This window comes from Halobacteriovorax sp. HLS, assembly GCF_004006665.1.
GTDB lineage: Bacteria > Bdellovibrionota > Bacteriovoracia > Bacteriovoracales > Bacteriovoracaceae > Halobacteriovorax.
The window spans coordinates 143,016-162,557 of sequence record NZ_QOCL01000003.1; the positions used below are offsets into that span (position 1 = coordinate 143,016).

Genomic DNA, 19,542 nt, shown 5'->3' on the forward strand with positions numbered 1-19,542 from the left:
CTTTGAACACTTGCCTTAGGAGTATTAGTACAATTTCGATGCCAAAAAAATAATGTCTAAGTTATGGAAATTTCTATGCCGGAACGGCACCATGAAAAAATGCAGTGCCTTTAGGGCACTACACTTAGTTAAGTTATCGATTTTCTTTAATAGATTGATGTCCACGTAGGTTAATAATATTAAGCGGTAGGTTAGAGTACTTCTGTCCGTCTTGAATGAGTTGCTCGTTATTCATCGGACATGTTATTTCATGGCCTGCATCCTGCGAGTACTGCTCAAGTTGCTCTTTTACTTTCTCAACCATTCTCTCAGTTCTAAACCATGAGCAATTTATGGCCTCATCCCAAGCGTGGTCTATGTAAATAGAAAAATCTATCGGGCGAAGCTGTTCCCATTTTCCATCATTACAAGTTAAGTAAGGAAGAACTTCTTCATTTGTTAATGGGTCTAAGTGCTTTGCCAGCATACGGTTCCAAAACCTCATACCGTTGAAGTTTGCAACAAGATCAGCATAGCTCATCACACCTGTCGTATATGCTCCTAGAAGACCTGTTTCAGCACTTAGGCCGATTTTCATAGCGTCTTTTAAAGGCTTTCCTTTAATAAAGTGCTTCTTGAAATAATTGAAGCCTGAGCCTAGAAAGTGTTCGAATTTATCTGTACCAATGAGGACGCCATTGACTCTCATTGTCTGTCCAGCAGGGTCATTAATCTTGGCAATTAGTCCTGGAACAATTGCCTGATACCATTTAAAGTCTCTGTAGATAGACTCACTTGTCTTAGTGGTAATCTTTTCGATCTCATCAGTCTTAACAACCCATTTTGCAAACTCAGAAGTATAGTGATTTCTAAACTTCTTACGTAATTGCTTATATAGAATTTTCTCATCACAGCTGTCGTCTTTGGCATTGGTCTTATCTAGAGCATCTAGTAGAAGAACATTTGCCTTCGTATTCACAAGCTCAAGAGCATCTGTGAGTTGAATATCTCTTCCTACGAAAGGGTCAATTTCAGAAGCGTGTACACTTGTAAGTGCAAGTAGCGCAAAGATAGCTTTTTTCATTTCTTTTCCTTTTAAATATATGAACTAAAATATCACGTCTAAAGTTATGCGTGGCGCATTTTGTAAAAATTTCATTGGGTTATGGGTATTTTTTACGTATTTTTGGTGGTTTATAGTTTTATAGGTTCAATTGGGGATGGTGTTTATCCTCGCTTTCATAATTACACAGGCCTTCACAATTAACTAATTATTGTGTATAAACTAGTGAACACAACAATTAGTTATAGGAACTCTTATGTTAAAAATTATTGCTTTTTCTATTTTCATATTCAGCAGCATTGCACAGGCATACATGCCTACCGAACAGGAAAGAATGGATTTTTACAACGCATTCAAGCAGCAGAATTATTCATATATGAAAGAGAGACTATCGGAAGGATACAATCCTGATGATGTATATTTTACCTCAAGAAACAGAGATAGTTATGTTACATTTTTAGCGGCGCAAAAAGACAATAACCCAAAAATTGATGACTTTTGTGAACTTTTAGAAGCCTTTTTAAATCATGGTGCAAACATTGAGCACACCAGTAGTAATGGATACTTTCCGGTCTTTGTCGCAGAAAGCATCAAGATCGCAACCATCCTTGAAAAACATGGAGCTGACTTCACTCGAATCCATCATGACCCAATCTTTAATAGCTCTCAAGTTCCTGAATTTTACATCAATAACCCTAAAATTCTAGATATCGCATTCTCCCAAGGAGTATTACCGACTTGCAGAATAGCTACTGTTGTATGGGACGATGGAAGCAGAGCTGAAAAAGCCGAAAGAAGAGCGATCTACAACAAGTGGTTTATGTTTAACTTTGGGAAAAACAAAGAAGATCTTTGCGACGACTGGGACATTTAAAAAAAAGGAAGCTGTGCAATTATTTCTCGGCACAGCTATTTCCACTTCCACTTTCTAAGTCCCTTTTCTTATAAATTAACAAAGAGAAAGCTTTTAACATGGTTTTCGTGATACTAACAAAAAAATGTTAGTATCACGAAAAATGTGTTAGAATATGTGAATGGAAGCTATAAAAATACTAAATGAATATTTACCAAATCTTAGTGTCGAGCAAGAGGAGATTCTCATAAAGGGGCTTCCTGTCTTTATTAAGCATAAGTATGAGTTCAGTCAAATTATCATAAATAAGGTGTCTTATTTATTAGTTACGCTCAAAGATAAGGCCTATGGGCCTAGAGAGCTTAAAAAGCACATGAAGATCATAAGTAGTTTCATTGATCTTCAGATTATTTGGTACTTCAAAGAGCTCCATTTTAATAAAGTTCAAAGAATGATTCAAAATGGTGAGAATTTTATAGTTGAAAATAAGCAGGTTCATCTGCCTATTATTGGTACTTCACTAAAAAAGCACAAAGAAAAGAAAGTTAGTACTGAGAAATTAAATGGTCTAGCAGAAAATCTCCTAATAAGAGAAATTCTAAAAGGTGATATTTCTGGTAAGAGTAAACGTGATATAGCGAAAGAATTCAATGTTACCGAAATGACTATGGGGCGTGCAATTAATAGGCTTTTGGCCAACGACCTTTGTTATGAACAAAAGGAAAATACTTCTAAATTGGTGAGTTTTTATTCTAGAGGCGAGCTATGGGATTTTTTGAGACGCAAAGTTGAAAGTCCTGCCAAGGAGGAAATTGGAATTGAGAAAAAACCAAAAGGCCTTCCTCTTTCTGGGATTTCCGCGTTATCGAAGTTAACAATGTTGGCCGAGGATGACATTCCAACTTATGCCATAAGTAAGAAAGAATTTATTAAGAAGTACGACCAAGAAGTCTCTGTATTCAAAGATTTTGCCAAAGTAAGAATTCAATTATGGAATAGAGAGCCTATTTTATTAAAAAAAGGTGTCATTAACCCATTAGATATATATCTAATTCATAAAGACGATCGGGACGAACGAGTGCAGATTGAGCTTGAAAAGCTTCTTGGTAAAATTGGATTTGAAATACGTAGGGATGATGATTAGAGGGCTAGATCATTTTAGAGAAAGATTTAAAAACTATTCGGATGACTTCATCTTAGTGGGTGGGGTTGCTAGTTATGTTTTACTAGATGAAGCTGGTGCAGCTAGAGTAAGACCGACGAAAGATTTAGATATAGTCCTTATGATGAAGCCATCAGAGGGGTTTCTAAATACTCTCATAAATTATATTAAAGAAGGGAAGTATAAAGTTCAAAAGGGCGATAATGGCCAAGCGATTTTCTACAGATTTTTAGGGCCCAAGAATGAAGAGTTTCCTATTATGCTTGAGCTATTTGCAACAGCAGACAATGGCCTTGAATTATATAAAGATCAGCACATAATCCCAATAACTACTCCAACTGAAGTTGAATCACTGTCAGCAATTTTATTAGATGATGAGTATTACGCTTTAATGAAGAAAAATACTGTTGAAAAAGATGGGATTAACCTTCTAAACCCCTTTGCTCTTATTCCATTCAAGGCCAAAGCGTATTTAGAAATCAAAAATAGAAAAGAAGATTCCAAGAATTGGAAAAAGCATAGAGGTGACATCATAAACCTCGTAGTTACTTTTCTAAATGAAGAGACGCAGGAGAAGCTTGCGGGCAAGGTGAGGGCGCATTTTCTAGAGTTTATGGAGCAATTAAAAAAAGAGATTAACGTAGAAATTATTAAGGGAGCTTGTAAGCAGAAAATTGCAAGAGAAGAAATAATTAGTTTATTAGAGAAAACATTTCTATAAGAATAGAATGAGACCTTCTAAGGAAGGTCTCCATTAACTTTTTCTAACTCATAAGTTAGTAATCTCTTCTCTTTGTTAACAATAGAGTAACGATTAGAGATCATTTTAAAGATAGATCCCTTCTTCTTACCAACAGAGGCAACACCTCTAAAGTTAAGAACACCGTCCTTTTTCTTGCCACCTTTTTTGAAAAGGTTTGCAAATGGGTTCTTTGCTTTTTCTTTTGTCTTTCTCTTTGATGAGCTACTTCCAAATCTAAGTGCACCACCACCGCCACTGAACTTCATATTTTTAGCACTTCCAACGAAGGCCTTCTTCTCTCCTGGACCACCAGTTTGAGCTGAACCATTGGCCGGAGCGGAACCACCGCCGCCTCCGCCACCACCTCCGCCACCAAGGCCGGAACCTATTCCATTTCCACCACTTGATTTAACAGATGCCGCCGCCGCAGGACCTTCAGCAAGGCCTGAGCCTTTATCTGCGCCTGCAATTGCACTTATACCTGTTGGAGAACCATTTCTAGTTGTATCACCACTTGAGTCTACATCTCTGTTTCCAAATTCATCTAGCTCTTGCGAAGTAGAGTCAGAGGTCGCAAATTGTATTCCATCTACATTGATACCTTGATTATAGTAATCGACGGCATCATTTCTATTAATATTTGCACAAGCAGAAGAACCTGGATTGAGCTGACATTCAGTAGTAAGAACATCTTCTCCACCGTACTCTAGAGTTTCAGGGTTATGTCCATCTACTAATTTAATCGCATCAGAAACTCTTCCTGCTTGCTTGTCTAAAATTTCAGCTGTTCCTAACATTGTGGCTACATTTACACCAGCATCTATTAGGGCCTGTTGAATAACTTCTTTTGCGTGTGAGTTGTTAATCATAGCGTGAGTTGCACCATTTTCTTGATCGTAGACATAGCTGTTACACGCATCTTCGCTTCTATAGACTTCATCGGGCTCGCTTGAAACATAGTGGTTCTTATTCTCTTCGAGAGAAGCTAGTGCGGTGCCTTGTCCGGTAAGTATTTGAGCTTCTTGCGCGTCAGTTTTAGGCACATTTATCGTAAGTTCTTTGATTCTTTTTACTTGCGCCAAAATTTGACTATGATGTTTTTTTGCTACTTCGTGTGCTGAAGCGAATATTTCCAAATATGACTTTGATCTGTCAGTACACTCTTGAGTTAAATCATCTATACTTGGGATCTTCTCCATTGAGGTCCATAGAGCTATAACAGCTGCTGTTTCTGTTGCAGCTCTAGTTCTGGCCATTTCCGCTCTCTTTTTTATGTCTGATCTTTGCGCTTTGAGACCTGCTGTGGCATCTGTTTGAGCATTCTTTGCAAGATCAGATTGAACATCCATGCTACTATCCATGTAATCAAACTGCTGAGCGACTTCAACTGCTTTTCTACCTAAGAAAACGCCGTCATAGTACATGACTGAGTCTTTACAACCTTTGAAGTCCTGCGTCTCATAACCTTGGGATGAACACTGTAGTTTTCCATCAAATGAGCTTGCTGTAGCTGATTTATTATCTTCAGATATTTGCATTTCTCTTTTTGACGAGGCTCCCTTTATAACTGTGTACAGCGATAAGCACTTTCTTACTTTATCTAAAGATTTTGTGACTTTAGATGAATATGTCGCATATGAGTTATAGGTTTGATCTTTAAATTTATCAAAATCATCTTTACTCACAGAAGCTTTTCCTGCTTCTGGGTTGCAAGGAGTTGTTGGACTACCATTTTTAAAACAGCCTTCCCATACTTGTTGTGATCCAGATAAATCACTTAGGGATTCATTCATTCTTCTTCGAGCTTTTTTAAGCTCTCTTCTAATGAAGGGATTAAAACTTTCTTTGCTAAGTTTTCCTCCCCAGCCGGTTTTAGCAATCTCCTGACAGGATTCAATAACATCACCCTTGAGGACAACTCCCTCTGTTTCTGGGTCATCTGCCAGTGCTCCAGTCTCTTCACTTGAGGTAAAGAACGCATTATCTGACAAAGCGACGGGAGAGTAGCTAAATAGAATGCTCATAATTATAATGGATGAGCTTTTTGAAATTCTTTTTTTCATAAGTAACCTAAAGTTTTAGTTTTAATAACTAAATTATACGAAACTTGTCGGTTATTTTTATGAATATCTTGAATACAAATGGGACAATCTAGTGATTTCCTAGACAAAGCGCTGAAATAACTTGAATAATGTCACTAAGAAATAAGACAAATAACGAACTAAATAAATAAAAATGTGACCACAAAATGAGTCATTTTATAAATAAGGTAAATATTGATGAAAGAATTTGAATACCAACTACAAATTATTGAAAAGCATCTAGATACTTTTGGCCATGTAAATAATGCTACTTACCTGGAGCTCTACGAGCAGGCGAGGTGGGATATTATATCCTCGCGGGGCTTTAGTTTAGAAGAAATTCAATCCCATAAAATAGGCCCTGTGGTTCTAGATTTAAACTTAAAGTTTCAAGCTGAACTTAGAAATCGTGAAACGATCACTATAAAGTCAAAGGTACTTGGAATGAAAAATAAGTACGCCATGGAGATGGAACAGCAGATGATTAAAAGTGATGGAAAGGTTGCTTCGACTATGTTGATAAGCTTTGGACTCTTTGACCTTAAAGAGAGAAAGCTCTTATTGCCGACTAAAGAGTGGAATGAGGCCATTGGTTTTGAGAGTTAGTTCTACTTAGGATGGTGGATGTTGATCACAAAGCGCTCATAGATATCTTTACTATGAGCTCTTACAAGATCAAGAAGTTCGAACTGCGAAGGGTTTAAGGTGGATAGGTAATTTTCAAAAACTTCATAGCTAAGAGTTTGCAGAAATTTATTCGCTGTCGGGTAGTGTGATAGGTGCCACTTCTCGGGGGAGACACCTCCAAGGTCGTCCTTATAAGGCCTGTAGAAATTAAAACTTCTTCCATGATCAATTAGCTGATCTAGAAAACAATGTAGAGGCCCAAAGATTCCCTGTGGCGCCACTTCATCTGGCGTTAGCTCCACACAGTACTCCGAGCACGGTAATGAATTTGAATCATAAATATCAAACTCTGTTCCCCAGTGGTGTCTACTCATTCCAGGTAGAGCACTCCATCTAAGTATTGCAAAGAGAACTTCCTCTTCACTCAAAGAACTAAAAGTTAGAGGAGCTCCATACTGATCTAGAAGGGCCCGTTTCCCCTTGGCCTTAGCATTCCAAATAGATAACTGGGTCTCATAACTTCTAAAGGAGCTGTGAATAGTGAGGTTGTATCCTTCTTTTTCACATAGACCCTTTAGGGACATAAAGTCCTTAGCTGTCTCAATATGGGCCAGGTGTGTTGTCGTTTCTATAGGAATTAAGTGGGTCTGAGTTTGACCCAATACTTCTTTTAAATCAGTCATAAAGACTATTCTAACTGAAAAGTTGGAAAAAATATTCAACGAGGTTAAGAAGAAAGTTAATAAACTTAACCAATCTTAAGATATTCTGTGTGGAATATTTTGTAAGGGTGGAAAGATTGAGATTACCTTTAACTAAAGGTTAAGTTTAAGTTCTCTGATGATTTAGCTCTTTGTCTATCTGTATAAATCAGAGCTTATTGGCCGCATAACTATAGAAGCTAAATAGATTTTCTTAAGAAAATGAAAATTAGTTAACCATAACTTTACTTGAGCAAAGTCTGAATTAGCCGTTTAATAACTACAGGAGCTAATATGACAACCCCAAAGGAAAAGGACATCGATATGAATATCTCATCTCAGCACGCAGTAAGTGTATTTGGCACAAGTAATTTAGAACAAATTAAATCTCAAAGAGCTCTTATTGAGTCTCATGAACGTAGTCATAAATTATCACTCTTTAGTCTTGTTGGTGTGGCCCTTTTAGTTTTAATGAGCTTTTTACAAATGATCTTTGGTGTTCTTCTTATTCTAGATCAAATTCCAGAAACAAGTTGGATTATGAAGTCAGCACTTTCACTATTCTAGTAGGTCTGAACTTGTTTATTAGCTTCCAAGTTTAGTATTTTCTTTTTCTTTTCGAGACAATCTATAACTGACTGCACTTTTCCAAACTGATCGTGGCATGTGTTTATAGAACGAGCTGCGGCCGTAGCGACTGCTCTGCTGCTGCCTTTTAAGGCCTCGCTATCAGTCCCCGCTGCGAAGAAGTACTTCATGCGCTTAGGGTGTATTAGGGTATGATCAGATCTTTCTTTAAGCCCATCCGCAGGGAGAAGATAACTTCCAATAGTAATAATATTGCTCTTTCTAAAGTCCACTTGGGGCCAAAGTTTTGTGGTTTTATTAATACCTCGACCAAAAGTAGCTCCTGCCACAAAAGCAAGTGTAGGTACTTTTAAAACATGAACAGATTTAACCTTTACCCCAGCAGCGATAATGAAAAGATCGAACTTTTTATTATCTACCAAGGCATCTTCCCAGTAGCTGGGCCTAGTAAATCCATTTTTATCAAAAATTTGAAATGGTTGAATATCTACTTTTATTTCATTGGAGAGTTCTTCAATAAATCTATTCAAAACGAGTTGACCATGAAAGAGCCTATTGCTTGAAATCTCTTTTGCGCTAACTTTGCTACAATCGATATTGTGAGTCTTAGTTAGATCAATTGCTCTTCTAATATGTATTGTAGGGGATGGCCTTTCACTGGTTGGACAAAATGCTGTATCTAAAATGGCCACAGTGAGAGTTTTGGCCTGGGAGTTGATACTAATAAAGAAGAGTAGGACTAGAAGTCCTACTCTTTGATAAATATTCTTATCTTCTTGAATTGTTAGTATCTTCAACGTAAACAAATGGTGCATGAAGTCCTTTTAAGTCTTCAACCTTCTTGTAGAGGTTCTTGTCATACTTCTTAAGCGCTTTGTAACTTTTCTTTACTTCTTTTAAAGCGGCTTTGATAAATAGTGCACCAAACATTCTGTTGTGAATTGCGAATTGAAGTCTGTCTTCAATCGGATCATAATCACTTAGAGCACTCTTTATAGTATAGTAGAAGTCATGAGCAAAAAGAAAGAGAGAAGCGTTATTATCTCTAGTTTTTCCGTCAACAAGCTTACTTAGTCTATTGTGAAGAAGTGAATTATCATCTCTTACTAGATCGGCAATGTCCTTGTCTCTTGAAAGACCTCCACCACTTTCTTGGTAGTGCTTGTTAATTCTCATTACTTCATCAATTGCTCTTATATTTGCCATTTGCATAAGTTGTTTCTGATCTTGATTAGCACTGAAGAAGCTCTTAGTGTTAACACCTGTTTGAATTCTTGAAAGAATTTGATCATTGCTCAACTTCATCAGTTCAGAAAAAGAAAGGAAGTTCTTGTAGTTATTCATTGATGCAATCGCTACTGGCACTGGACTCTTTAATCCTCCAACTCTCATTGGATTTGCAAAGATCATCTTAATTCCGTTACCTAAACCTGCAACGTTGAAATCAAACTCTTCGGCATCCTTAAAAGTAGAGATTTTTCTTAAACCTGAAGTACCATTTTTTAACTCATCGATTAAAACAACTGATGTGTTTTCAGACTTCTTAAGCATTCCGTCAATTTGCTTTAAAGCACCTTTTTCAAGCAGTAGAAGTGTTTGTCCCTTAAGACCATTTCCTAGTACTGAACGATTAAGTTGCTCTAGTGAAACATCTAGTACAGAAGCTCCAGATAGACCTCCCATCGTTGATAATAAGTCGACTAGATCTCTAGTTGAAGTTTCTGAGTTTGCTACAACGATTGGCTTTCCTCTTTTTTCAATATAAGGAGCTTTTGCCATAGTCGTGAAGGCCGAATCTAAGTGACCTAGAGTAACCCCATTTTTAGATATAATCGCTCTAAAAGTTAGAGGTGTGAAGATATCTGATTCATCATTTATAAGAAGAGTTGCATCTTTAAGAGTCGTAGACTTTCCTAGTGATGCTACTGGATTAAATCCTTTAGTGATGATCTTAGAGTTAGAATTAACATCTAAAGTTACTTTGATCTCTCCTGTGTAGTTTCTCTTTGACTCATTTACCATTGTTACTTGTAGACTATTTGCCTGTCCAATGATTGGAGTTTTCGCTGTAGATAGAGCAGTAAGCTTAAGTGGAAACTTTACTCTATTTTGTTTCTTGTCTCCTGCGTTGATTTGTCCTTGAGAAGGATTCGCAAAGTGACGACCTTGAATACCAACTTCGGCACTAAGAGGAGAGTAGGCAGTGATGATCTTCGTATCAACAGATCCGTCTTGTGCAATTACACTAGACTTTGAAACACCTTTAACTGTTGCTGTAGAGCCTGCTGGAATTGTTGGAACTTTAAACTCTTTTCCATTTTCCATTACAACTTTTACATTTGTTGCATCTACTTTTCCGTAGTTAGTGATGACAATTGAGTGAAGAGTGTTCTCACTTGGTTGGAAAACCCCATCTCTTGCAGCAACACCATTTATACCTACGTCTTCGATAGAAGATGATTCAAATTTTAGAACTGGTTTTTCAGAGTAGATTTTAGATACTTCAGCGTGTCTCTTGCTTCTGAATATTTCTGTTTGAGCTGCAATATTAGCGTTGAAAGTTTGCTCTTCAGCACTTGCGTAATTCGCTCTTCTAATAGACTCATAAACTGAGTTGTAAGTATCAGCTTCAACCTTGGCATAAGTTTGCTTGAACTCATTAGAGTTTCTATTTGGATTCATCGAGAATTGCGTACGGTTTCTATTGTAAGCATTGTCAAAGTGTCTTTGATAATCTCTGTTATAAGCGTCTCTTTCACCGGCTTCATAACCGCTTCTTCTCATATCAGGATATGATCTATTGAAGAAATCATCGAAAGTCTCATTATAATTTGTATCATAAACTGAGTTATAGATATTTGTAATATTTGTTTCGTAAGAAGCTCTTAATCTTCTTCTGTATCTTGCCTTGTATCCATCAGAGAATGCACTATTAACGATTCTTCTATTGAACTTTCCATTAGGATCAAAATTTCTTCCTTGGTGATTGACAGGGAAGTTTGGAATGACTCTTGCGAATGCTCCTGCAAAATCTCCATTTAATTGAACTTTCTTTAGAGCAGCAGACTCAAATTTTTGAATAGCTTGAGTTTGTCCAATTTGTGAACCACGGCTATTTCCTGTATTGATGGCCCTTTGCATTCCTGCTAGGTTCCCTTGGTTTCTACCAACAGATGCGGCATCTGAGCTATTTGCTCTATTTGTTCCATCGTCCTTTCCAATTCTTGTTGCTGCATCAATATTACCTTGACGAGTTCCATCTATTGTTCCGTCTTCAGATCCTTCGCTAAGTGCTCGCGCTGCTCCATCTACTTGACCATTGCTATAACCAATAGAGCGTTCTCTTTCTCTACCTTCTCTTAAACCATCATTTTGCCCATCACTGTCGCCATCTCTAGAGCCATGGTACGAACCAAGTCTATCAGCTAAGAAACGACCATCAGAATGTCCATCGTCTGCTCCTTCAAGGGCGCCTCTTCGGTTTACATCTAAAACTCTTGCGATAAGTCTTTGTCTGTATTTTTGCTTATCTTCTTTAGCAAGAGTGAGAACATTTCTTGAACTTTCTAATTGCTTCTCAACTGGAGCAAGCTCTTGCTTGGCAACTCTTAGTTGTTCGATCTTTGTTTTCTTTTGATTTTTTAAAGTAACTAGCTTCACACCATTACTAGAGATAGAGTTATCAAGCTTTGCAATGCTTTCAGTTAGTTTTCCAATTTGAGCGTCAACTCTTGCAAGAATTTGTGTTTTAGTCTTTACATTTTTTTGAGCTGTACTTTTAAACTCATTCTTCGTTGAAAGTTCTTTATTTGCTTGTGCTAGTTTCTGCGTCAAGCGCTCAACTTTTTTCTGGCACTGAGCTGATGGGGACGCCGTACATTCTGTTTTTGCATCAGCAAGTTTCTTTTCAAGATTTGTTACAGCGTTTTGGGCCTCTGTCGCTGCTGCTGTGGCCTGAGTTAGTGCCGCTTTAGCAAGATCAAGTTCAGACTTTGCAGCTTGTTTTTTTTGAGTAGCAACTTTTTTCTGATTCGTTAGACCATTTTTTTGAATGACTTCTTTAGATATAAGTTTTTCAAGTGAGTCAATAGAGCTAACGATTGAATCTCTTTCTGTATCTAGTTTTTTTACTTTATCTTTAAGTACTGATGCTTTAGCGCTTATTTTATTAAACTCATTTTGTGCTGTATCTAGTTTTTGTATTCTACGTGCTAGATCTGGATCATCTTTAAGTTGAAAATTTAAATTACCTATATAGTCTCTTGCCCATTCAGGATTATTCGCTAGAACTGAGGGGGAGATGGAAAATAAGATCGCTAAGGTTAGGGAACACATTTTCTTGGTTGTAATTGATGGCCTTAGTTTCTTCATTTTTGTTTTCTCCTCTTCATTAAACTAGTGTCACTTCAGACAATAATTCCATTAACTGGTTTCAAACTGAACCAGTTTAGTTACTTATTGGCCCTAGAAGTTATCCATTACTATCTTTTGGGTTTGTTATTTAATTACTTAGCAAAGATAATGCCATGACTTGGTGCTAGATAAAATTAGTTTTGACGCATCATGTAATTAAGATAGGGTTACACTTTGTTAGTATGAAGCATGAATAAGTACGATACGGCTTTTAGTAACCTAAAATCAAAGGGTTATACTTTTACACCTTCCGATTCTTTAATAGAGTTCTGTGAATTCTATAAAAAGAGTTTTAACACTCATGAAAGACCTTCAATCTTAGAACTAGGTTGTGGTCCATATCTTCATTTCTATAATGAAGGATCAATTGGAGTTGAGCTCTCTAGTGCAGCAATAGAGATGGCCGAGCTGTCTCACTCTGAGAGAATAACTTGTAGTTCTATATTCGATTATCAAGGTAGTGGTAAGTTTGATATTTTATTTGATTCACACTTACTTCACTGTCTAAGTTCAGTATCTGAAGTGCAAAAGTACTTTGAAGTGGTGAGTGGACTTTTAAATTGTGGTGGACACTTTCTTCTAGAGTGTATGGTTAAACCTCAGCGGCTAGTTGTAGATGAAGGTTATTTATTTGATGAAGACCAATTCACTCTGAGTCACAATGGTCTCGTTCATAGAGTCATTCTGCCAACTTTTGAATTAGAGAAAATTGTCCAGGCCTGTGGCTTAAAAATAGTTTACTTCCGAGTTGATGAAAAGATAAAATTTATACCGTACTCACATAGAAGTGAATCTCTTCCGACTGATCCAGATCGGTTGAGAATGATCTGTTTAAAGGAATAAAATGAATTGGATTAAAGATAATTTAAAATACCTATCGACACCCTTATTTGAAATTAGTGGAAATAAAATTTCTTTGGTTTCTGTCTTACTTGCTTGTGTTGTTTTCTTTTTAACGACACGACTGGCGAAAATGACTGAGAGATTTATGCTGAGGATTCTTAAAGATAAGGGGCTTGAGTCTGGTGTCAGAGGATCAATCGCTACAATTTCTAGGTATGTTGTTTTAACAACGGGGATCTTAATCACTTTAGATACTGTTGGTATCTCTTTGTCTTCTCTGACGGCACTTGGTGCAGTTTTAATGGTCGGGATTGGTTTTGGTCTCCAAAATATTGCTCAAAACTTTATTTCCGGACTTATTATCTTATTTGAAAGGCCTATTAAGGTTGGGGATCACGTCACTGTAAATGGCGTTTCTGGAAGAGTATCTGAGGTTGGAGCAAGGTCAACTCTACTACATACTAGAGATGATGTGGCCATCATTGTACCAAATAGTCAGTTTATCTCTGAACAGGTTGTAAATCAGAGTTTTACTGGAGAGAAGATGCGTGTGCATATGAATGTTGGGGTGGCCTATGGAAGCGACACGCAGAAAGTAGAGAGTATCCTCATGGATATTGCTCGCTCAAATCAACATGTCTTAAAAAATCCAGAACCTAAAGTCTTCTTTGAAGGATTTGGTGATTCATCGTTGGACTTCTCCTTATCAGTATGGATAGATGACATATGGGAACAAAGAAAAATCTTGTCAGATATTAGATTCAAGGTCGATCAGAATTTTAGAGAGCAAGATATTGTTATTCCATTTCCTCAACGAGATCTTCACATTAAAAAGAGTGAGCTATGAGAGGGATTGTTAGTTATTTTACTAAGAATCACCTAATTTCAAATGTCTTATTTGTTGGTGTCTTTATTTTGGCCATTGCTAGTTGGCAGAAGATTGGGAAAGAAGAGCTCCCGGAGTTTGAGTCAAACTGGATACGTATTTCAGCAAGCTATCCAGGAGCTTCAGCAGAAGATGTTGAACTCTTTGTCACAAAGCCTATTGAAGATGAAATTAAAGAAGTGACAGGTATTAAAGAAGTTTATTCCACCTCATCGGTTGGAAGTTCATCTTTTAGGATTGTTCTGGATGAAAATTTTCCAGATACTAGGGAAGTTGTCCAAGATATTAAAGATGCCACTTTGCGAGCATCTCTTCCACGAATTGTTAAGACGCCTAGTTTTAGGCAATTCAAGTCCGCCGAAAAAGCGATCATCGATATAGGCTTCTATCTTGAAGGGCACAAGAGTTTAAGTGTTGAACAAAGAGAGGAGTTGCAAAAATTTGTTTTAAATTTTGAAGGCCAGATTAAAGTTCTTCCTGAAATTAGTGGAGTTACAAAAAAAGGATATTTAGAACCTGAGTTACATATTCTTCTAAATCCTGAAAAGATTGAGAGAAATGACTTATCAATCGATAGACTTGTAAGCATTATTGAAAATAATAATATTCGTGTACCACTCGGAACATTAGAAGATAGAGAACAGTCTAAAGTTACAGCTATTAATGAATTAGAGACTAAAGAAGATCTTCAAAATCTCTTTGTACAGGGAAACTATGATGGAAAGGGAGTTAGACTTAATGAAGTCGCCACTGTGTCTCATGGGTTTGAAAAGTCTACAGTCATAAATAAGATTCAAGGTCATGAAGGAATTGTAATAAATGTTAAAAAGAATGTTTCTACAGATATTTTAACGGCCCAAGAGATTGTTTTAAAATTTGTGGAAAATTTCAATCGTCTTCATTCAAAGAGTAATCTCAAGATCGTTCTAATGGATGATGAGTCCTATGATGTTAAGAATAGGCTCTCGATTGTTGCCAGTAATGGTCTTATAGGCTTTATCCTTATCTTTATAGTTCTCTTTATTTTCTTAGATTTTAAATCAGGGCTATGGGTTGGTTTAGGGATTCCTTTCACTCTTTGTTTTACAGTTATTTGCATGACCATTATTGGATATACAGTTAATAATATGACTCTTGCTGCGATTATTATAGTAATGGGAATTGTGGTTGATGATGCCATAGTTGTAGCAGAAAATATTTCTAGAAAGAGAATTCAAGGTATTGCACCGTTTGAAGCTGCCGTTGGTGGGACGCTTGAGATCGTTAAACCTGTCTTTGGTAGTATCCTTACAACTTGTGTCGCTTTTATTCCTCTTCTCTTTTTTGAAGGATTCTTTGGTAAGTTCGTCGAGTATATTCCATTTGTTGTAATCTGTATGCTAGTGGCCAGTTTACTAGAGTCTGTGACTATTTTACCTTCGCACTTAATGGATAGAAAGAAATTTAATAAGAACGATTCTTCTAGGCCAACATCTTGGTTTTTAAAGTATGAAGCAAAGTATTCTAAGTTCTTGTTTAAATTGTTACGCTTTCGTTCAATTGTTCTTATCTTTTCATTGTTAATCTTAGGTGTCTCTGGCTATCTGTTTAAAACAAAAATGAAATTTGTTATGTTCCCAAGAGAAGAAGGTAAAGAAGCTCATTTAAAAGTTATCGCCAAAGAGGATTTAAATAGATTTGAGATGTCTGCATTAGTTGAAAGCGTTGAAGATATTATTTTAGCTGACTTAGACAAAGGGGTTGTTGCCGTAACGACAACTATTGGTGAAAGTAGAAGAGGTTCTGGTGTTAAGGAAAATCAAGCAAGTATAAATATTGAACTTCTCGCAAAAGAAGATAGAGAACTATCTCTCAATCAATTTATTAAGAAGTGGGAAGCGTCAACTAGTAAGCTAGAAGGGTTTAAGAGCATTAAGTTTCTTAAGTCGAGATGGGGAAGAGATAGTGGTGCTGCTCTTGAAGTTCAGATCCAAGAAAATGACGATATCTCTCGGAACCTCATTGCTGAAAAAGTAAAGCAGGCATTTGAAAAGTCTGGCAAGCTTGTTGATATAGAAATTGAAAAGCCTCTAGTAAAGCGTGAATATAATTTTAAAATCGATCAGGAAAAACTTGTTCGATTTAATCTTCAGCCTTCGCAAGTGACGACTTCTTTGCGTGCTTTCATTGAAGGAAATATTCTCTATACAATTAGTAAAGGAAATGAAGACGTTGAAGTTAGACTAACTGTGGATCGTAAATCTAAATTTGACCTAAATACTCTTAGAAAACTTAGAATTGAAAATAGCTCTGGAGGATATATCACTCTTGATAAGATTGTATCAATCGAGGAGCTTAAAAAACCATCTAATATTCAAAGAAAGGATTATAAAAGAACTACTATTCTTTATGCAAATATTAAAGATGGGGTGAAACTCACTCCTCTTGAAGTAGCAGAAAATCATGAGTCTTCGACTTTTACAGAGATCTTAAAAGACCATCCTACGGCAGTTCTTTCTTTCATAGGTGAAGTTAAGGATACTAGAGAGTCTAGTGGGGATTTTGCTGTTTCCTTACTGATGGTTATTTGTTTGATTTATTTTATCTTAGTAATCATGTTCAACTCTCTAGGTGCACCTCTACTCATCATGGGAATAGTTCCATTTGGCCTAAGCGGAGTTGTATATGTTCTGCTGCTTCATGGAATGACTGTTTATGGATTTTTTGCCGCTGTTGGGGCCTTGGGTATGATCGGTGTTGTGGTAAACGATGCTATTATTATGGTTACTAAGTTAGAGCAAGAACTAGATTTTACAAGAACTGATGCCGATAGTGGGATCGCTGAGATTTCTTCAACTAGATTACGACCAATTATTGTGACTACATTAACTACTGTTGCCGGGGTTCTTCCGACTGCCTATGGAATTGCTGGATATGATTCAATGCTTGCAGAAATGATGCTTACAATGGGTTGGGGATTACTTATTGCCACAGGTATTACACTTATACTGATTCCATGCTTGTACTCTTTCTTTCACGATATAAGAGCATACTTCTTCAAAAAGGTTAAACATGACTAGAATATTATTACTTTTATTTTTACTGCTTGGACAAAATTCTTATGCTGCGAAGATTGAGCTGATTGCAAGAGCAGACAGCTTTCAGTCTTATCGATTACCACTTGTGAGCTATATTACTAATGCTACAGTTACTCATAATAGTAAAGGTGATACGGCCTTTAGTTTTGTAGCAATTATCGATAATGAAGTCAGAACATGTATTTGGTATTCGCCTATGAATTCTGAGCAAGGACGCATTATACACATAGCAAAAAAAGATAATACCCTCAGTGATCCAAGTCTTAATGAAAGTGGAGATCTCGTTTTTGCTGAATATAATGAAGCCCAAGTTCAAGGACTATTCGTATACTCTAGCTCAACTGATCAAGTAAGATCACTTCTAGTTGATAAAAGATTTATTTCAATTAGAGATCCTAAAATTAATAGTCACGGTGGAGTAATCTTTAGAGCTTCAGATAAGGCAGGGGTTAAAAGTATTATTTATCAAAGAGATGGTGTTGATAGCACTATTATCTCTTCTAAGGATGTAGGAGTTTCTTATATCTTCTCTGCAAATTTCTTGAATGAAGATTCTATTATTTTAAAGACTCGTAGAGGACTTGCTGGAGAAGTTACCGAAAGACAACCAGACCACATTACACAAGTGACTTTTGCTGGGGATAGAGTAGTAAGGGCCGAGGACCGAGACTCGGATGAGCGATCTTCTATCATTCAATTTAATAATACTATTGGCTCTAGTGCTAAGAGTTCACAATTTGCTTTTATCGGGACAAATTCAAACTCTTCAAGAGCGTTATATAGAAGCGTCGGAAATAAGCTTGAACTTATTGTTGAAGAAGGTAAGCAGGGAATTAAACAACTTGAGTACTTTGCACCATCTATTAACTCCTCTGGAAATATTGCCTTTAGGGCAATAGATGACCAAGGCAAAAGAGGAATCTTTTGGAGTGATGGTAAGATTGTTAAGAGTTATTTGAAGGCCGGTGACTTAATCGATACAGATATTACAACTGCTAAAATTCATGCCGCTAGGGGACCTAGTTTTGGTGGCGGATTAACAATTAACGAATTAGACGAAGTTGTTTTTCAGGCCAAGGTCTTTACTAAAGAATTAGAAAAAGACCTTGGAACAGTTGTTCTTAAGGCCTCTTTTTAAATAACTCGTGCCATTGCTTTGAGAGAGTTTCTCTATCATCTGGGTGAGCTATTCGTATCAACTCTTGTGCTCTTTGCTTAAGAGTCAGGCCGTATAGATTAGTTACTCCATGCTCGGTTGCAACATAGTGGACGTGGGCACGAGTTGTAACCACACCTGCTCCTGGCTTGAGAGTTGGAATAATCTTGGAAGTGCCCTTCTTAGTTCTAGAAGTAATCGCAATAATTGGCTTTCCTCCTGTGCTTAGAGAGGCGCCTCTAATAAAGTCCATCTGACCACCAACACCACTATAAATACTATGACCAATACTGTCCGCGCAAACTTGGCCAGTGAGATCAATTTCAATAGCACTATTAATAGCGACCACTTTTGGATTTCTTCTAATTATACTTGGATTATTCACATAGTCTGCACCAATAAGAATAGTCTCAGGGTTATCATCTACAAAGTCTAGAACGTCTTGTGATCCCATTATAAATGAACCTACTGTTTTTCCTTGATGAACTTTTTTAAGTTTATTATTCACGACGCCTTTTTTCATAAGATGCATGGCCTGGTCAGACCACATTTCTGTATGAATTCCAAGGTCCTTATGGGTGTCTAAACTCTTAAGGACAGCATCAGGAATAGAGCCAATTCCCATTTGTAAAGTTGACCCATCCTCAATAATTTCAGCAATATTCTTTCCGATGCGAAGTTCTTCATTTGATAATGAACTTTCTTTAACAGTGTGCAGCTCTTCAGTAACCTCTATCGCATGATGGATCTTCGAGACGTGAATATATGCATCCCCATGAACTTTAGGAACATTGGGGTTGATCTGAGCAATCACAACTCTGGCCGCGGAGGTTGCCGCTTGCATAATGTCTAAACTTGTTCCTAGTGTACAATAACCATGCTTGTCAGGAGGAGATACGTGGATGAAGACTATATCTACTTTCTTAACGCCACTACTTATGAGGTTTGGAATCTCAGATAGAAAACAAGGCAGGTAATCAACGCGGTCGTAGTCTAGCGACTTTCTCACATTTGCACCAACGAAGAAGTTTGTAACTCTAAAATCCTTATACTCAGGACTACACCAAAATGCATTCCCGTGAGTATGTAAGTGCATAATTTCTATGCCCTTTAGTACCTTTGCATATTCTTTAAAGCTCTCCAAAAGAGATGTAGGAGTGGCCATTCCTCCGTGTATGACGACACTATCGTAATCGCGAATTTCCTTAAATACTTCATTAAAGTTTGAGTGAATAATCATATATTTCATATCCTTTTTTTTGTTGCGTATACTACTATGAATTACGCTATGCGAATAGATCAAATATCTAAATAATATGACGCATTAAGCAGGTGGACTATTATTAGATTTCATTGGTTTTATGGCCCTTT

15 protein-coding genes are annotated in these 19,542 nt (G+C 36.9%); 9 read left to right on the top strand and 6 right to left on the bottom strand.

Translation table 11 applies throughout. The features are described from left to right. Positions 1–133: 133 nt before the first annotated feature. On the bottom strand, positions 134–1,063 hold the full coding sequence (locus DPQ89_RS05410) for a hypothetical protein (RefSeq protein WP_127715898.1): 930 nt from the start codon (positions 1,061–1,063) through the stop codon (positions 134–136). A 313-nt stretch (positions 1,064–1,376) separates the two neighbouring features. Between DPQ89_RS05410 and DPQ89_RS05415 the strand changes: the two genes are divergently transcribed. The 3 genes from DPQ89_RS05415 to DPQ89_RS05425 all read left to right on the top strand — a co-directional run bounded on the left by DPQ89_RS05415 (position 1,377) and on the right by DPQ89_RS05425 (position 3,778). Then, on the top strand, positions 1,377–1,916 hold the full coding sequence (locus DPQ89_RS05415) for a hypothetical protein (protein ID WP_127715899.1): 540 nt from the start codon (positions 1,377–1,379) through the stop codon (positions 1,914–1,916). Between the two features lie 160 nt (positions 1,917–2,076). After that, positions 2,077–3,039, top strand: coding sequence for a hypothetical protein (locus tag DPQ89_RS05420; RefSeq protein ID WP_127715900.1), 963 nt, complete (start codon positions 2,077–2,079; stop codon positions 3,037–3,039). Continuing rightward, positions 3,014–3,778 carry a hypothetical protein gene (locus DPQ89_RS05425; RefSeq protein ID WP_127715901.1) on the top strand — a complete coding sequence of 255 codons (765 nt, stop codon included), beginning with the start codon at positions 3,014–3,016 and terminating at the stop codon, positions 3,776–3,778. The genes DPQ89_RS05420 and DPQ89_RS05425 overlap by 26 nt, the downstream gene beginning before the upstream one ends. Before the next feature lie 17 nt (positions 3,779–3,795). On the opposite strand, the gene DPQ89_RS05430 is transcribed toward DPQ89_RS05425, so the two are convergent. Next, positions 3,796–5,862 carry a hypothetical protein gene (locus DPQ89_RS05430; RefSeq protein ID WP_127715902.1) on the bottom strand — a complete coding sequence of 689 codons (2,067 nt, stop codon included), beginning with the start codon at positions 5,860–5,862 and terminating at the stop codon, positions 3,796–3,798. A 216-nt stretch (positions 5,863–6,078) separates the two neighbouring features. Here DPQ89_RS05430 and DPQ89_RS05435 point away from each other — a divergent pair, with 216 nt between their 5' ends. Beyond that, on the top strand, positions 6,079–6,486 hold the full coding sequence (locus DPQ89_RS05435) for a thioesterase family protein (protein WP_127715903.1): 408 nt from the start codon (positions 6,079–6,081) through the stop codon (positions 6,484–6,486). A gap of 2 nt (positions 6,487–6,488) precedes the next feature. Here the strand turns inward: DPQ89_RS05435 and DPQ89_RS05440 are convergent, their stop codons facing one another. Then, positions 6,489–7,190 carry a M15 family metallopeptidase gene (locus DPQ89_RS05440; RefSeq protein WP_127715904.1) on the bottom strand — a complete coding sequence of 234 codons (702 nt, stop codon included), beginning with the start codon at positions 7,188–7,190 and terminating at the stop codon, positions 6,489–6,491. A gap of 312 nt (positions 7,191–7,502) precedes the next feature. Between DPQ89_RS05440 and DPQ89_RS05445 the strand changes: the two genes are divergently transcribed. Further along, positions 7,503–7,775, top strand: a complete 273-nt coding sequence (locus DPQ89_RS05445) for a hypothetical protein (protein WP_127715905.1) — start codon at positions 7,503–7,505, stop codon at positions 7,773–7,775. On the opposite strand, the gene DPQ89_RS05450 is transcribed toward DPQ89_RS05445, so the two are convergent. Both DPQ89_RS05450 and DPQ89_RS05455 read right to left on the bottom strand, forming a co-directional pair. Beyond that, entirely contained in the window at positions 7,772–8,593 is an 822-nt protein-coding gene (locus DPQ89_RS05450; protein WP_127715906.1) for a hypothetical protein, read from the bottom strand. The two genes, DPQ89_RS05445 and DPQ89_RS05450, sit on opposite strands and share 4 nt — an antisense overlap. Continuing rightward, entirely contained in the window at positions 8,565–12,167 is a 3,603-nt protein-coding gene (locus DPQ89_RS05455; protein WP_127715907.1) for a hypothetical protein, read from the bottom strand. The genes DPQ89_RS05450 and DPQ89_RS05455 overlap by 29 nt, the downstream gene beginning before the upstream one ends. A gap of 231 nt (positions 12,168–12,398) precedes the next feature. Here DPQ89_RS05455 and DPQ89_RS05460 point away from each other — a divergent pair, with 231 nt between their 5' ends. Genes DPQ89_RS05460 through DPQ89_RS05475 form a run of 4 tightly spaced genes read left to right on the top strand, consistent with a single transcriptional unit; the run spans position 12,399 to position 18,153 of the window. Continuing rightward, the gene (locus DPQ89_RS05460; protein WP_127715908.1) at positions 12,399–13,052 is read left to right on the top strand and encodes a trans-aconitate 2-methyltransferase; all 654 of its coding nucleotides are present in this window, start codon (positions 12,399–12,401) and stop codon (positions 13,050–13,052) included. 1 nt (position 13,053) lies between these two features. Further along, a complete protein-coding gene (locus DPQ89_RS05465; RefSeq protein WP_127715909.1) occupies positions 13,054–13,899 on the top strand; it encodes a mechanosensitive ion channel family protein in 846 nt (281 codons plus the stop codon). Continuing rightward, on the top strand, positions 13,896–16,997 hold the full coding sequence (locus tag DPQ89_RS05470) for an efflux RND transporter permease subunit (RefSeq protein WP_127715910.1): 3,102 nt from the start codon (positions 13,896–13,898) through the stop codon (positions 16,995–16,997). Before DPQ89_RS05465 ends, DPQ89_RS05470 begins: the two co-directional genes overlap by 4 nt. Further along, positions 16,990–18,153, top strand: a complete 1,164-nt coding sequence (locus DPQ89_RS05475) for a hypothetical protein (protein WP_127715911.1) — start codon at positions 16,990–16,992, stop codon at positions 18,151–18,153. Before DPQ89_RS05470 ends, DPQ89_RS05475 begins: the two co-directional genes overlap by 8 nt. Here the strand turns inward: DPQ89_RS05475 and DPQ89_RS05480 are convergent. Continuing rightward, positions 18,137–19,411 (bottom strand): acetyl-CoA hydrolase/transferase family protein, encoded by a 1,275-nt coding sequence (locus DPQ89_RS05480; protein WP_127716459.1) that lies wholly within the window; start codon positions 19,409–19,411, stop codon positions 18,137–18,139. The two genes, DPQ89_RS05475 and DPQ89_RS05480, sit on opposite strands and share 17 nt — an antisense overlap. Positions 19,412–19,542 lie beyond the last annotated feature (131 nt).

What these genes read in the sequence shown, in the direction of transcription:
- DPQ89_RS05410 (WP_127715898.1), bottom strand. Translation starts at nt 1,063, where the DNA reads ATGAAAAAAGCTATCTTTGCGCTACTTGCACTTACAAGTGTACACGCT.
- DPQ89_RS05415 (WP_127715899.1), top strand. Translation starts at nt 1,377, where the DNA reads ATGGATTTTTACAACGCATTCAAGCAGCAGAATTATTCATATATGAAA.
- DPQ89_RS05420 (WP_127715900.1), top strand. Translation starts at nt 2,077, where the DNA reads ATGGAAGCTATAAAAATACTAAATGAATATTTACCAAATCTTAGTGTC.
- DPQ89_RS05430 (WP_127715902.1), bottom strand. Translation starts at nt 5,862, where the DNA reads ATGAAAAAAAGAATTTCAAAAAGCTCATCCATTATAATTATGAGCATT.
- DPQ89_RS05435 (WP_127715903.1), top strand. Translation starts at nt 6,079, where the DNA reads ATGAAAGAATTTGAATACCAACTACAAATTATTGAAAAGCATCTAGAT.
- DPQ89_RS05440 (WP_127715904.1), bottom strand. Translation starts at nt 7,190, where the DNA reads ATGACTGATTTAAAAGAAGTATTGGGTCAAACTCAGACCCACTTAATT.
- DPQ89_RS05445 (WP_127715905.1), top strand. Translation starts at nt 7,503, where the DNA reads ATGACAACCCCAAAGGAAAAGGACATCGATATGAATATCTCATCTCAG.
- DPQ89_RS05455 (WP_127715907.1), bottom strand. Translation starts at nt 12,167, where the DNA reads ATGAAGAAACTAAGGCCATCAATTACAACCAAGAAAATGTGTTCCCTA.
- DPQ89_RS05460 (WP_127715908.1), top strand. Translation starts at nt 12,399, where the DNA reads ATGAATAAGTACGATACGGCTTTTAGTAACCTAAAATCAAAGGGTTAT.
- DPQ89_RS05465 (WP_127715909.1), top strand. Translation starts at nt 13,054, where the DNA reads ATGAATTGGATTAAAGATAATTTAAAATACCTATCGACACCCTTATTT.
- DPQ89_RS05470 (WP_127715910.1), top strand. Translation starts at nt 13,896, where the DNA reads ATGAGAGGGATTGTTAGTTATTTTACTAAGAATCACCTAATTTCAAAT.
- DPQ89_RS05475 (WP_127715911.1), top strand. Translation starts at nt 16,990, where the DNA reads ATGACTAGAATATTATTACTTTTATTTTTACTGCTTGGACAAAATTCT.
- DPQ89_RS05480 (WP_127716459.1), bottom strand. Translation starts at nt 19,411, where the DNA reads ATGATTATTCACTCAAACTTTAATGAAGTATTTAAGGAAATTCGCGAT.